Below are 11,299 nucleotides of genomic sequence, written 5' to 3'. Positions count from 1 at the left end.
TATATTTGGAGCGGGTGATGAGAATCGAACTCACGACATCAGCTTGGAAGGCTGAGGTTTTACCACTAAACTACACCCGCAATATGGCGCGCCCGAGAGGAGTCGAACCCCTAACCTTTTGATCCGTAGTCAAACGCTCTATCCAATTGAGCTACGGGCGCTTCTTATGATGTTTACCACCGTTGTTTTGGCGACTTTATTATAATATCATTTCTATTTTCTTATGTCAACACTTTTTAAAAAGTTTTTTTGGTGCGGCCGAGAGGACTTGAACCTCCACGGGGTCGCCCCCACTAGGCCCTCAACCTAGCGCGTCTGCCATTCCGCCACGACCGCTAAATACATAAAATGAATAAGATGCGGGTGAAGGGACTTGAACCCCCACGTCGTAAAGACACTAGATCCTAAGTCTAGCGCGTCTGCCAATTCCGCCACACCCGCAAGAAATGAAAATGAGCCATGAAGGACTCGAACCTTCGACCCTCTGATTAAAAGTCAGATGCTCTACCAACTGAGCTAATGGCTCTTTATGGCTGGGCTAGCTGGATTCGAACCAACGCATGACGGAATCAAAATCCGTTGCCTTACCGCTTGGCGATAGCCCAATAATTTAAAATGGCGGTCCCGACGGGAATCGAACCCGCGATCTCCTGCGTGACAGGCAGGCATGTTAACCGCTACACCACGGGACCATCCAAAATTATGTATAAAACAGTCAAATGGTGGAGGATGACGGGATCGAACCGCCGACCCCCTGCTTGTAAGGCAGGTGCTCTCCCAGCTGAGCTAATCCTCCACAGAATATGTAAATAAAAATCAATGGTGACCCGTACGGGATTCGAACCCGTGTTACCGCCGTGAAAGGGCGGTGTCTTAACCGCTTGACCAACGGGCCATTATAAAATGGCGGAGAAGGAGGGATTTGAACCCTCGCGCCGCTTACACGACCTACACCCTTAGCAGGGGCGCCTCTTCAGCCACTTGAGTACTTCTCCATATGGCTCCACAGGTAGGACTCGAACCTACGACCGATCGGTTAACAGCCGATAGCTCTACCACTGAGCTACTGTGGAATAATATTTATCAGACTTCTTACATTGTAATCGACATTATATGTAATGTCAATAAGTTTTTGTAATTTCTTTGCCGTTTATTTGAGACGGCTTTATTAATTTATCATAATCTATCTATTTTAGTCAAGCATCTTCTACACTTTTTTTAATTTACCTTTACACTTTCCACAAACATATTTAACCGTGTTCACTTTTCTTTTTCGAACATATTTTTGCTCACACTGCATACATACATATATGTGCTCTTTTTTCTTTCCATCACTTTCTTTTTTCAATGCCTGACAAAACCGGGGGGCGCCTACTTCTTTCATTAGGCTTTTAAAGTCTTGATCTCCATGCTTATACCCTTTCCCCTCAATATGCAAATGATAGTGACAGAGCTCATGTTTAATGATTGCTACTATTTCTTGTGTGCCATATTGTTCAAAGTATTTGTAGTTTACTTCTATATTAGATGTACGTAATAAATACCTTCCACCTGTTGTACGTAAACGAGAATTAAAAGTGGCTTCATGACGAAATGGTTTGTGAAACAGCTTCAATGAAATTTCTTCTACAAGTATTTGTAAATCCTTATCATTCATCTTATATACTCCTCTACTGTATGAAATCACCTGACTAGCTCTTTGGGCATACACTTCATTACATACTCACTATTTACCTTATCATAAATGAAAAGGAGTGATTGTCCTTATGCCAATGTGGCTACAAAAACAAATGAGGCGCGCTTATTCTGAAAAAGACCGTGCACAAATAAAATTGCTCAATCAATGTTGGTTTTTTTATCAAAAAAATAACTCCGCTTCTTAAATCACTTCTTTTTACAAATAAAATTGCCTTTTCAGAAAATCTGAAAAGGCAATTTTATTATTGATGAGGCGGAATCATCGTCAGTGCGACTCTTCCTTTTTTCATATCTACGTCTTCTACCCACACATTCACCAAATCTCCTACTGAAACGACATCGAGGGGGTGCTTAACGTACCGATTTGTTAATTTAGAAATATGGACTAGACCGTCTTGCTTAACTCCTATATCGATGAACGCTCCGAAGTCTACGACGTTTCGCACCGTGCCTTCAAGCTGAATACCTTTGGCAAGATCCTCTAGTTTCAAAATATCCTGACGGAGCAAAGGTTTTGGCAGTTCATCACGAGGATCTCTTTCCGGTCTTACAAGCGCTTCTATAATGTCTTTTAAAGTAAGCTCCCCTATCCTTAGTTCTTCTGATATTTCGGGTAAAGAAATATGTTTTAATGCTTCTTTTACTTTCTCCGTTCCAAGCTCAGTCTCTTTCACTTCAGCTTTCTTTAAAAGCTTTTTAACGTCTCCATATGTTTCAGGATGGATACCCGTTCTGTCTAAAGGTTCTTCACCTTCTATAATACGTAAAAAACCAATACACTGCTCATACGTTTTAGCGCCTAGACGCGGAATTTTCTTCAACTGTTTTCGGTTAGAGAATTTTCCGTTTTCATCCCGATATTTTACAATGTTTTGAGCAACTGTCTTATTTAGACCAGCAACGTATTGTAGAAGCGAAGCAGAAGCCGTGTTTGCATTTACTCCTACCTGATTTACTACTGTCTCCACAATAAAAGTCAGTGAATCATTTAATTGCTTTTGAGACACATCATGCTGATACTGCCCTACTCCTACCGACTTAGGATCGATTTTCACAAGTTCAGCCAGCGGATCTTGCAGCCTTCTGGCAATCGATACAGCGCTTCGCTCTTCTACTTGAAAATCAGGAAATTCCTCTCTAGCCACATCAGAAGCCGAATATACGCTTGCTCCCGCTTCATTCACAATCAAATAATAAACTGGGTTTTCAATCTCTTTAAGAACACCCGCTACAAATTGCTCCGTTTCGCGAGATGCCGTTCCGTTTCCAATGGCTACTACTTCAATAGGGTATTCAGCGAACATTTTCTTTAATTTATTTTGCGCTTCAGCTGCTTTTCTCACAGGAGGATGTGGATAAATAACATCAATTTTTAATACCTTGCCTGTTTCATCTACTACAGCTAATTTGCAGCCTGTTCGAAAAGCTGGATCTACTCCTAATACCACTTTCCCTTTCAATGGAGGTTGGAGAAGAAGTTTCCGTAAGTTTTCAGAAAAGATGTGAATAGCTCTTTCTTCCGCTTTTTCTGATAGCTCTTTACGGATTTCGCGTTCAATAGATGGTTCTATTAAGCGTTTATAAGCATCTTCTATAGCTGAGATGATATAACTTTCAGCTGAAGAATCCCTTTTTTTGATTACTTGTTTATGTAAATATGAAAGAATACGATCTGTAGGCGCATCAATACTCACTTTTAAAATACCGTCTTTTTCTCCTCTATTCATGGCTAAGATACGATGAGGAACGATTCGCTTTACCGCTTCTGTATATTCATAGTACATTTCATAGATATTTTTTTCATCTTTTTCCGGATCTTTGACTGAAGTAACAATTATGCCATCTTTTACAGTAGTCGTACGAATCCATTGACGGTAAGATGCTTCGTCAGAAATTTGTTCCGCTACAATGTCTAGGGCTCCCTGAATAGCTTCTTCAGAAGATTGAACTCCCGCTTCTTCATTTATGTATGTTTTCGCTTCGTTCTTCACGTCAGAACGTGGAAGACTTAGTAGCCACTGTGCTAATGGTTCAAGACCTTTTTCTTTTGCTACAGTTGCTTTTGTACGTCGTTTTTGCTTAAAAGGGCGGTATAAATCTTCTACTTGTTGCAATTTCTTCGCTTGATGAATTTGAGCAGCCAGTTCCTCAGTTAATTTCCCTTGCTCTTCAATTAATCGAAGAACTTCCTCTTTACGCTCTTCTAAATTCATTAAGTAATTCCAGGAATCTAAAATATTCCGGATTTGGACTTCATCCAAAGCACCAGTTTGTTCTTTTCTATATCGAGCAATAAAGGGAACTGTATTACCGTCTTCTACTAAAGCAATTACGTTTTGTACTTGCTTTTGTGAAATCTCCACCTCTTTACTTACACGTTGAACAATTTGATTATCTAATTTCGTTGCAACAGACACAGCTTATCCTCCTAGCTAAATGAAACTTTGTCTTTATTGTAACAAAACTCACATGCAATAACACATGTGAGCTAAAAAGAAAGGCTATGCAGTTGGAAGATGACCAGCGATATACGTAATATCGTCATTATGAGATCGAATTGCTGCCTGTAGCCGTGTCGACAATTGATCTACATTCATCGAGTTAGCAAAAACAGATTTAATCTCTTTTAATTCTAAGCCATCTGTATGAATCAAAAATTTAGAACCGGAGTCATATGGGAAGGTTTGTGTGCGGAACTTTTGAATTTTCCCTGATAAAAAACCTTGAATTGGCAGAGGGTACGTTAATTTCCCCTCCGGAGAATACAGATAAAAGCGGATATTACCTACATTTGTATAATGAAATTCGTTATGTTTTTTATCAATTTTCAAAATAGCTACTGCCGCACCTCTTGTATGTCGAGTAGCTTTGTTACACTTAGAAATGATCTCATCCACATCTAGATGATGATGAGCTTTCGCTACATCCGTAACAGCTACAGAAGCGGCTCTAGCTTGTTCACCGCTTCCTAATCCATCTGCCACTGCACATAGAAAATAGTCATCCGTTTCTTTGACATAGTAACTATCTCCACAACATACGTTCCCTTGCTTTGGCTCTTGGTATATATGAGTTTGAATCAACTTTGTATTAGGGTCTACTGTCATCACGACATATACTCCGAATCGTTAGAATCTGAGCGAGCTGCAGTCCTTAGCTTATCAAGAGCTCTTCTTTGCAGTCGAGATACATGCATTTGAGAAATCCCTAACTTCTCACCGGCATCTTTTTGACTCAGATTTTCAATAAATGTATAGCGAATCACTTCTTTTTCTCTATCGCTTAATACATGAAGAATCTTTTCTAACACTAAGCGCTGATCAGTTTTCTCATAACCCGACTCTTGTTCACCTACTAAATCAAGGATTGTAACAGTACTTCCATCAGAGTCTGCTTCAATGGAATGATCAACAGACAATGCTTGATAACTTTGCCCCATCTCCATCGTTTCTAAAATTTCTTCCTCTGTCACTCCGATATGATCAGCAATTTCTTTCACTTGAGGAGATCGCTGTAAACGGGTTGTTAGCTCTTCGACAGCTGCTTTAATTTTAGGACCTAATTCTTTGATGCGGCGCGGTACGTGAACACTCCACGTTTTATCGCGTAAAAATCGCTTAATCTCTCCAATGATTGTAGGAACAGCAAACGATTCAAAGCTTCTTCCAAATGAAGCATCATACCTTCTAATAGCTCCTAACAGTCCTAGCATCCCTACCTGCACAATATCTTCATGTAAGCTTCTGCCTTTTGAATAGCGACGTGCAATAGATTCAACAAGGTTCTTGTAATGTACTACTAGATCACTTTGTGCTTCTTCATCCTGCGTTTTTTGAAAGCGCTCAATTCGTTCCTGAACCTGTTCTTTAGTTAATTTCATAGGTTGAGACTGTGTTTTCATCACTCTCCACCTGCTCTCTTTGCACATACTTAGTCATCATTAGCGTTACACCTTTTGAATTGACCATTTTCACTTCGTCCATTAGTGTTTCAATTAAATATAAACCAAGTCCACCTTCAGGAAGAAATTCAACTTCTCTTGATGTTTCATAAGGTCCTATATGTTCCTTAAGCTCTTCAAAATTAAAGCTTTCACCTTTATCGACCACCATGATTTCTAAACGGTCATCAAATAAACCAAAACCTACTCTCACTTCACCATTTTCTTCATTCTTGTAAGCATGCTGTACGGCATTTGTACATGCCTCACTCACAGCAATTTTCATATCTTCAATTTCATCATAAGAAAAACCCATCCGGTTCGCTACACCAGACAGCGTCAGTCGAATAATCGCTACGTAGTCTGGCTTAGCAGGAATCTTCATCTCAACAAAGTCATAAGGCTGTTTCATTTTACGCCACCTTCTACTTGTGAATTCACGTTTAAAATGTCTGTGAGGCCCGTAATATCAAATAAGCGCTTGATGCGCTCTGATACACCAACAAATTTCAAAGAGCCGTTATTTTTCTTATTGGCTTTTAACAATGCAATAAATACACCTAGTCCTGTACTATCCATGTATGATACATCGGTTAAATCGACTATAATTTCTGGTTCGGTATGTTCAGTAATTTCCATGAACTTTTCTTTTAGCTTAGGTGCTGTATATGCGTCAATCTCTCCAGCCAGCTTAATACGATATGCTTGACCGTCCTTTTGTATATCTATTTTTAAATTCATCGTATTAGTAGACCCCCTCTAATTTTGTGCTATCTTTTCTGTACCCTTATTTAGAATACTTAAACTAAACTCTTCAAAATAATCAATGTAAAGTCATCCCTCAATTGAAAATGCTGTAATTTTTCCAGCTCTTTATATACAGATTCTACAATTTCTTGAGGAGACAAATGCATGTATTTTCGAATTAATTTTATGATGTCCAATCTTTCAATAAATCCTTCTTCAGTTCTGCATTCTGTTACGCCATCTGTTAACAGAACAATCATATCGCCTTTTGAAAGCTGCTGCTCGTACTGAAGATATTTCACATGGCGATCAACTCCTAGCACGAGTCCTTTTGCTTCCAAATCTTCAAATGAATCAGCTTTGGCATCATAATAAAAACCTGGTTCATGCCCTGCAGATGCATAATCAAATAAGTTTGTCTCGGGATTATAGCTTCCGTAGAACATCGTAATAAACATACTTGGATCTACGTTTCGCTCTACAATATTATTCAAGTTCTCTAATACATAACTTGGATTTTTTCTTGAGTCCGGTAAGCTGTCCATTGCATATTTGATCATAGACATACACATTGCAGCTGGAATTCCTTTGCCGATCACATCGGCAATGGCAATACTTAACCCACCGTGCTCTTCTTCTACAAAGTGAAAATAATCTCCGTTCATCTGTTTAGCCGGTACGCTAATCGCACCAATTTCTAAAGTTGAACTAGCCGGAACCTTTGTCCCCAACAGCGTCTGCTGGACGTTAGCGGCAACTTCAATTTCAGAACGAAGTTCCCGCTGCTTATTTTTTAATGTTTGATGCTCGCGAAGAGCAAGACCGTAGCTAATCATTACCTCAAGTAAAAAGTCCAGAGAATGCAGCACTTTTTCTGGAATATCAGAATAAATTTCTTCAATCACTTCTTTATGAATGCTCACAATATCTTCTGGCGATATTTCATTCTCTAAAGATTTTCTACTTAGTTTTTGTCCTTGATACAAAATTTGTTCATTTTGTGTTTGGATATAGTTCCCCAAAATATCTTTGTATAAATCTCTCATCTCTTTATCAAAAGACATTATCTATTTCCTCCTACCGGAGCCACTTAACTGCTTTAATCTCAGTACCTTCTCCGACATTTGTTTCGATGTCAAACTCATCCATCAATCGTTTTACCCCAGGAAGCCCAGCTCCTAGTCCACCCGATGTTGAGTATCCATCTTCCATTACTTTGCGAACGTCGGGGATACCTGGCCCTTCATCTGTTGCTACGACAAGAAGACCGTTTTTTCCTCCACGATTTAATTTCTCAATATAGATTTGACCCTTACCCGCATATAGGTAAATATTACGAGCTAATTCAGAAATGGCGGTTGTAATACGAGCTTGGTCAACTGTTCCAAACCCTAGCTCTTTCGACACATTTCTACCTAATTGGCGTGCCGCTACGATGTCCCATTCTGTTACGATTTTTACGCTGGATTGGAATTCCATATACTAATCCCCCAATTCCGATTGGAGTTTCTCAAGACCTTTTTCTAAATCGAGTGCAGTAAGAACATCATTTAGGCCAATCCCTAACTCAACAAGTGTAATAGCTACTGCAGGCTGGATACCTGTTAATACTACTCTAGCCCCCATCAAATTAGACATGCTAACCACGTCACCTAAAACTTTTGCGATGAATGAATCGATCATATCAATTGAAGTTAAATCGATTACCACTCCTTTTGCTCCAGTTTGATGAATTTTACTTAGCAAATCTTCTTGGAATTGAATAGCCGTTTGATCATCCAGCTCCCATTGAATGGATACCAATAAATAGTCGTACAATTTCAAAATGGGTATTCTCACGTTTATTCCTCCGATTCTATATCAACTATTTTCCGCTCAGTCATTTCTAACGCAAACTCTACGCCTTTTTTTAATGAGTTTTTCGTAATAATTTCATTTAAGTTAATACCTAAGTTCACAATAGTCTGAGCAATTTCCGGACGAATTCCTACTAACAAACACTTGGCTCCAACCAAACGTACGGCTTCAGCAGCTTGAATCATATGATGGGCCACCATCGTATCCACTACTGGTACTCCGGTAATATCTATTAATACGACCTCTGATCGGTGCTTTACGACACCTTGCAGTAAGTTTTCCATAATTTTCTTTGCGCGATCAGTGTCAATTGTCCCTACAAGCGGCATTACGGTAATTTTATCAAATACCGGTATTAATGGAGCAGACAATTCTTGAAGTGCCACTTTTTGTAACATAACTGTATTTTCCCACGAGTTGGAGTATTGTTCTACTATTTTGTTATAAATAGGGCTTAACCACTTGTCAAACCGATAGAATAATTCAGAATGAGTTTGGTCAGCCTTTACATGTTCACTGTTTACATACCCTTCAACCACTACGTGACCCAAGTTACGTACACCCTGTGTCAAATAAGCAAGAGGCCATCCTAAACTCACAACTCGTCCTACTACTTCCTCTAGTTCCTCTGCAAAATTTTCCTGTTCACGGAATGCTTTTGCCAAAAGTAAATTTACAAAATCAGAGCTTACATTTACGTACACTTGCTCAGATACAATGTTTTTAATCCGCTCTGTTTCCACATCATTCATTAACACTAGCCATCGATCAAAAATTTCTGATTTATGATTTTGTATATAATTGAATAAATCTTGATTCATGAGGTCCTCCTTGTGAGTCAATACACTCATTTATATCTATCTATATATATTATCATTTTTAAAACGTTTCTTATTACAATATACGTTTACTGATTATTCCTAGTCAAATTAAAAAAGTTGCTCATAAAGGAGCAACTTAGCATAAATGGAAGTATAATTCTAAAAGTCGATAAGTCCTACACTGATTTGCAAGGCTTCATCCACTCTGTCCATCATTTCATCATCTAAATGGGTAATCTTGTCTGTTAGCCTCTGTTTATCAATAGTACGAATTTGTTCTAGTAAAATAACTGAATCTCGCTCAAATCCATAGCGCTTTGCATCAATTTCAACATGCGTAGGTAACTTTGCCTTTTGAATTTGAGCAGTGATCGCAGCTACAATAACAGTTGGGCTAAAACGATTGCCTATATCATTTTGAATGACAAGTACAGGGCGAACGCCTCCTTGTTCTGAGCCAACAACAGGAGATAGGTCAGCAAAATAAACGTCGCCACGTTTGACTACCAAGTCATTACCCCCCGCTTACTAAACGATCCACAGTATGATCAGCTTCATACTCTGCTAGAAAAGCCTCGGAAGCAATATTTAAGTTTATCTTTGCCATCTCCATATATCCACGTCTCATTGATTCGCGAATATGGCGTTTTTTTCGCTCACGAAGGTACAATTTTGTTGCTTGGTGAATAAAATCACTTCGGTTGCCATTTTCTTGTTTAACCATAAGATCGAGCTCCGATACTAAATTTTTCGGTAATCTTACTAGGATTTCTGTAGTTGCGCTCGCTTCAGACACAAACATACACCTCCAACATCAATACACACACCAATAGTCTCATCTTTCCTTATCATAACATTGATTAGCTTTAATGGAAAGTTAATTCTGTCAATTTCTACACTATTATCGTCAATTGATACCCTCTTTTATGCATGGAAGTTATTATTTTATTGTCTTTTGTTCGCAGACTTTTTATGTTGACTCAGGAAGATGTATATTCAGCGCAAGATATAATTATTAACATCAATATGCTGCGAATCTCTTGTATAAACCCTCGGAACCCTTGCTGCAACCATGCAAGGGATTTCATAATTAATTGTTTCAAGATGCTTCGCTACTTCATCAATTGTAATTTCAGCACCTTTTTGTTTTCCAATAAATGTTACTTTTGTACCCATTTTATACATTTTAGGTAATTTAATCATCAATTGATCCATGCAGATTCTACCAACAATTGGCACTTTAACTCCATCTACTAATACTTCAAAATTGCTTAATTTACGAATCCAGCCGTCTGCGTATCCTACTGGAATAGTAGCAATCCATTCATCTTCTTTAGCTTCATAAGTAGCTCCGTAACTGATATGACTCCCTTTTTTGACTTTTTTAACATGCACAATACGGCTGTGCAGCGAAAAAGCTTGTTTTAACGGAATTGGCAAGACTTCTTTTAATTCCTCAGAAGGACTCAAACCATACATAGCGATACCTAAGCGTACGCCATTAAAGATATCTTTCGGACGACGAAGCAAGGCTGCGCTATTTGCACAGTGAATCATCGGAGGTGTAAAATTATATTCTTTCACAATTCGAACCATTTCTTCAAAGAATGTGTATTGTTCTTCAAAATAAGACGAGTTTAGCTCGTCTGCTGTTGCAAAGTGTGTAAACACTCCATCCAGCACGAATCCCGAATGAGAAGCGATGATCTTCATCGTTTCGTGTAATTCTTCTTTTGTTCTAACTCCCAAGCGACCCATGCCTGTATCTATTTTTAAATGCATATGCAGCTGACTGTTTTCACCTAGAATGGACGCCGCTTCTTCAATCCAAGCTTTGCTATAAGCAGTGACCGTTACATCCCACTCCAATGCAGTTTGAATGTGTAGGGTAGGCACGGCGCCTAATACTAAAATGGATTCCTTTATTCCTTTTTTCCGAAGAGCAATAGCTTCATCCAAAAAAGCTACAGCTAGCATATCAGCACCAGCTTGAAGCGCAATCTCTGCTACTTCTTTATCTCCATGCCCGTACGCATTCGCCTTCACTACGGCCATTAACGTTTTATGCCCCGGTATTAGTTCTCTTACATGATTCACATTTTGAAAAATGGCTTCTACATCAATTTCTGCCCATGTTTCTCTATAAAATGCATCCATTACTACGACACTTCCTTTTTTCAGAACCATTCTAAACGTACTTTCCTCTGTTAGTATAATACATCTATAGCCAAACTTC

The 11,299-nt window shown here is 38.9% G+C and carries 14 protein-coding genes and 11 tRNA genes; 1 reads left to right on the top strand and 24 read right to left on the bottom strand.

Features of this window, described 5'->3' with window-relative positions; genetic code table 11:
- Nucleotides 1–6: 6 nt before the first annotated feature.
- From OK414_RS01040 to OK414_RS00985, 12 genes are all read right to left on the bottom strand, one after another.
- A tRNA-Gly gene (locus OK414_RS01040) sits at nucleotides 7–80 on the bottom strand.
- Between the two features lie 4 nt (nucleotides 81–84).
- Nucleotides 85–161: transfer RNA gene (locus OK414_RS01035), tRNA-Arg, on the bottom strand.
- 89 nt (nucleotides 162–250) lie between these two features.
- Nucleotides 251–336 (bottom strand) — tRNA-Leu (locus OK414_RS01030).
- Between the two features lie 22 nt (nucleotides 337–358).
- A tRNA-Leu gene (locus tag OK414_RS01025) sits at nucleotides 359–441 on the bottom strand.
- A 12-nt stretch (nucleotides 442–453) separates the two neighbouring features.
- Nucleotides 454–526: transfer RNA gene (locus OK414_RS01020), tRNA-Lys, on the bottom strand.
- 4 nt (nucleotides 527–530) lie between these two features.
- Nucleotides 531–605 (bottom strand) — tRNA-Gln (locus OK414_RS01015).
- Nucleotides 606–616: 11 nt separating this feature from the next.
- Nucleotides 617–692 (bottom strand) — tRNA-Asp (locus OK414_RS01010).
- A gap of 28 nt (nucleotides 693–720) precedes the next feature.
- A tRNA-Val gene (locus OK414_RS01005) sits at nucleotides 721–796 on the bottom strand.
- Nucleotides 797–820: 24 nt separating this feature from the next.
- A tRNA-Glu gene (locus tag OK414_RS01000) sits at nucleotides 821–895 on the bottom strand.
- A gap of 9 nt (nucleotides 896–904) precedes the next feature.
- Nucleotides 905–995: transfer RNA gene (locus OK414_RS00995), tRNA-Ser, on the bottom strand.
- A 3-nt stretch (nucleotides 996–998) separates the two neighbouring features.
- Nucleotides 999–1,073, bottom strand: a tRNA-Asn gene (locus tag OK414_RS00990).
- Nucleotides 1,074–1,207: 134 nt separating this feature from the next.
- Entirely contained in the window at nucleotides 1,208–1,657 is a 450-nt protein-coding gene (locus OK414_RS00985) for a SprT family protein (protein ID WP_034654852.1), read from the bottom strand.
- A 109-nt stretch (nucleotides 1,658–1,766) separates the two neighbouring features.
- Between OK414_RS00985 and cmpA the strand changes: the two genes are divergently transcribed.
- Nucleotides 1,767–1,883, top strand: a complete 117-nt coding sequence (cmpA, locus tag OK414_RS00980; protein WP_013055014.1) for a cortex morphogenetic protein CmpA — start codon at nucleotides 1,767–1,769, stop codon at nucleotides 1,881–1,883.
- Between the two features lie 57 nt (nucleotides 1,884–1,940).
- On the opposite strand, the gene OK414_RS00975 is transcribed toward cmpA, so the two are convergent.
- The 12 genes from OK414_RS00975 to alr all read right to left on the bottom strand — a co-directional run bounded on the left by OK414_RS00975 (nucleotide 1,941) and on the right by alr (nucleotide 11,220).
- Complete coding sequence (locus tag OK414_RS00975) at nucleotides 1,941–4,115, bottom strand: Tex family protein (protein WP_095380470.1); 2,175 nt, start codon at nucleotides 4,113–4,115, stop codon at nucleotides 1,941–1,943.
- Nucleotides 4,116–4,199: 84 nt separating this feature from the next.
- Complete coding sequence (locus OK414_RS00970; protein ID WP_013081423.1) at nucleotides 4,200–4,805, bottom strand: PP2C family serine/threonine-protein phosphatase; 606 nt, start codon at nucleotides 4,803–4,805, stop codon at nucleotides 4,200–4,202.
- Nucleotides 4,805–5,599: an RNA polymerase sigma factor SigB gene (sigB, locus tag OK414_RS00965; RefSeq protein WP_013055011.1), complete on the bottom strand. Its 795-nt coding sequence runs from the start codon at nucleotides 5,597–5,599 to the stop codon at nucleotides 4,805–4,807. The genes OK414_RS00970 and sigB overlap by 1 nt, the downstream gene beginning before the upstream one ends.
- Nucleotides 5,565–6,050 carry an anti-sigma B factor RsbW gene (gene rsbW / locus OK414_RS00960; protein ID WP_016762758.1) on the bottom strand — a complete coding sequence of 162 codons (486 nt, stop codon included), beginning with the start codon at nucleotides 6,048–6,050 and terminating at the stop codon, nucleotides 5,565–5,567. The genes sigB and rsbW overlap by 35 nt, the downstream gene beginning before the upstream one ends.
- Complete coding sequence (locus OK414_RS00955) at nucleotides 6,047–6,379, bottom strand: anti-sigma factor antagonist (protein ID WP_013055009.1); 333 nt, start codon at nucleotides 6,377–6,379, stop codon at nucleotides 6,047–6,049. The genes rsbW and OK414_RS00955 overlap by 4 nt, the downstream gene beginning before the upstream one ends.
- Nucleotides 6,380–6,438: 59 nt before the next feature.
- Entirely contained in the window at nucleotides 6,439–7,449 is a 1,011-nt protein-coding gene (locus tag OK414_RS00950) for a PP2C family protein-serine/threonine phosphatase (RefSeq protein WP_013055008.1), read from the bottom strand.
- 13 nt (nucleotides 7,450–7,462) lie between these two features.
- On the bottom strand, nucleotides 7,463–7,864 hold the full coding sequence (locus OK414_RS00945; RefSeq protein ID WP_013055007.1) for an anti-sigma regulatory factor: 402 nt from the start codon (nucleotides 7,862–7,864) through the stop codon (nucleotides 7,463–7,465).
- Nucleotides 7,865–7,867: 3 nt separating this feature from the next.
- Entirely contained in the window at nucleotides 7,868–8,224 is a 357-nt protein-coding gene (locus OK414_RS00940; RefSeq protein WP_013055006.1) for an STAS domain-containing protein, read from the bottom strand.
- 2 nt (nucleotides 8,225–8,226) lie between these two features.
- Nucleotides 8,227–9,063: an RsbT co-antagonist protein RsbRA gene (locus OK414_RS00935; RefSeq protein WP_034654854.1), complete on the bottom strand. Its 837-nt coding sequence runs from the start codon at nucleotides 9,061–9,063 to the stop codon at nucleotides 8,227–8,229.
- 159 nt (nucleotides 9,064–9,222) lie between these two features.
- Nucleotides 9,223–9,573: a type II toxin-antitoxin system endoribonuclease NdoA gene (ndoA, locus tag OK414_RS00930; RefSeq protein WP_013055004.1), complete on the bottom strand. Its 351-nt coding sequence runs from the start codon at nucleotides 9,571–9,573 to the stop codon at nucleotides 9,223–9,225.
- 4 nt (nucleotides 9,574–9,577) lie between these two features.
- A complete protein-coding gene (locus OK414_RS00925) occupies nucleotides 9,578–9,859 on the bottom strand; it encodes a CopG family ribbon-helix-helix protein (RefSeq protein ID WP_013055003.1) in 282 nt (93 codons plus the stop codon).
- Between the two features lie 200 nt (nucleotides 9,860–10,059).
- On the bottom strand, nucleotides 10,060–11,220 hold the full coding sequence (alr, locus tag OK414_RS00920) for an alanine racemase (protein ID WP_412761895.1): 1,161 nt from the start codon (nucleotides 11,218–11,220) through the stop codon (nucleotides 10,060–10,062).
- Nucleotides 11,221–11,299: the final 79 nt, after the last annotated feature.

This window comes from Priestia sp. JV24 (assembly GCF_025910025.1).
Taxonomy (GTDB): domain Bacteria; phylum Bacillota; class Bacilli; order Bacillales; family Bacillaceae_H; genus Priestia; species Priestia megaterium.
The sequence above is the reverse complement of the archived record's forward strand: the minus strand, read 5'-3'. Positions and strand labels throughout refer to the sequence as shown.

Bases quoted from the DNA above. Each gene is read 5' to 3' on its own strand.
- OK414_RS00985 (WP_034654852.1), bottom strand. From the start codon at position 1,657: ATGAATGATAAGGATTTACAAATACTTGTAGAAGAAATTTCATTGAAG.
- cmpA (WP_013055014.1), top strand. From the start codon at position 1,767: ATGCCAATGTGGCTACAAAAACAAATGAGGCGCGCTTATTCTGAAAAA.
- OK414_RS00970 (WP_013081423.1), bottom strand. From the start codon at position 4,805: ATGACAGTAGACCCTAATACAAAGTTGATTCAAACTCATATATACCAA.
- sigB (WP_013055011.1), bottom strand. From the start codon at position 5,599: ATGAAAACACAGTCTCAACCTATGAAATTAACTAAAGAACAGGTTCAG.
- rsbW (WP_016762758.1), bottom strand. From the start codon at position 6,050: ATGAAACAGCCTTATGACTTTGTTGAGATGAAGATTCCTGCTAAGCCA.
- OK414_RS00955 (WP_013055009.1), bottom strand. From the start codon at position 6,379: ATGAATTTAAAAATAGATATACAAAAGGACGGTCAAGCATATCGTATT.
- OK414_RS00950 (WP_013055008.1), bottom strand. From the start codon at position 7,449: ATGTCTTTTGATAAAGAGATGAGAGATTTATACAAAGATATTTTGGGG.
- OK414_RS00945 (WP_013055007.1), bottom strand. From the start codon at position 7,864: ATGGAATTCCAATCCAGCGTAAAAATCGTAACAGAATGGGACATCGTA.
- OK414_RS00935 (WP_034654854.1), bottom strand. From the start codon at position 9,063: ATGAATCAAGATTTATTCAATTATATACAAAATCATAAATCAGAAATT.
- alr (WP_412761895.1), bottom strand. From the start codon at position 11,220: ATGGATGCATTTTATAGAGAAACATGGGCAGAAATTGATGTAGAAGCC.